This is a genomic window from Streptomyces sp. UNOB3_S3 (assembly GCF_020740895.1).
Lineage (GTDB): Bacteria > Actinomycetota > Actinomycetes > Streptomycetales > Streptomycetaceae > Streptomyces.
Window position 1 is genome coordinate 1 of sequence record NZ_JAILXP010000721.1, and the last position, 964, is coordinate 964.

Below are 964 nucleotides of genomic sequence, written 5' to 3' on the forward strand. Positions count from 1 at the left end.
GTCCGGGGCCGGGGCCGCCGTCAGTCTGCGGACGACCACGGCCAGCCGTGAACCGCTCGTGCCGAGCCCGTGGATGAGGCTCTGGAGCGCGGGCAGCAGCGACTGCGTCAGATACGCCAGCGCGCCGACGAGCGCCCCCGCTGTCACCCCGTGGTCCAGCAGCCAGGGAGCCGCGACGAGCAGCGGCACGACGGGGAAGCGGCCCGCGACGGCCAGGGCCGCCACCCTCGCCACCGACCAGCGGGCGAGCTCGGTCGAGGCGCGCACCTCGGCGTCGACGAGCGCGCCCGTACCGGCTCGTACGCGCGCCTCGCCGCCCCCGGCGGCGATGTCGCGCAGGGCGGCGGACGCCTCGCCGCAGGACTGCGCCAGCGCCTCGTCGGCGACCAGGAACGCCTCCTGCCGGCGGGCCAGCGGCCGCAGCGTCGCGAGGAACAGCCCGAGGCCGAGGAGGAGCGGCGGCACGACGACGGCGAGGAGGACGGGTGCGAGCAGGAACAGGCCCACCAGGGCCCCGGCGGCCGTGAAGACGAACGAGCGGGTCACCATCACCAGGCCCGCGAACGTGTCGCGGGCGATCTCCACTTGGTGGGTGAGCCGTGAGACGGCGGCGGCGTCGCCGTCGTCCAGCGCGCGGGTCACGACGCGGCGGACGAGCACGTCCCGGAAGGGCTCCACGAGCGCGGCCACGCCCCGGAAGGTGCGCCCGGTGCCGTACGCGCCGACGAGGACGGCGACGGCGGCTGCCGCGAGCCAGGCCAGGCCGGTGGCCGGACGGCCGGCCAGGAAGCCGGTGTCGAGGGCGCGGGCGAGGGCGTAGCCGGTGGTGAGGGTGTGGGCGGCCTCGACGGCGGACCAGGCGGCGAGGGTGAGGAGGGTGTGGCGGTGGGTGGAGAGGTGGTTCAGGAGGGGGTGCTGCTTGGACACCGCGGGGCTCCTCTCGTCGGGTTGCGCGCCGTGGGGG

1 pseudogene is annotated in these 964 nt (G+C 76.9%); it reads right to left on the reverse strand.

The features are described from left to right. Positions 1-927: pseudogene (locus tag K6I33_RS35285) on the reverse strand (ABC transporter ATP-binding protein); the annotation flags it as partial. Between the last annotated feature and the right edge of the window lie 37 nt (positions 928-964).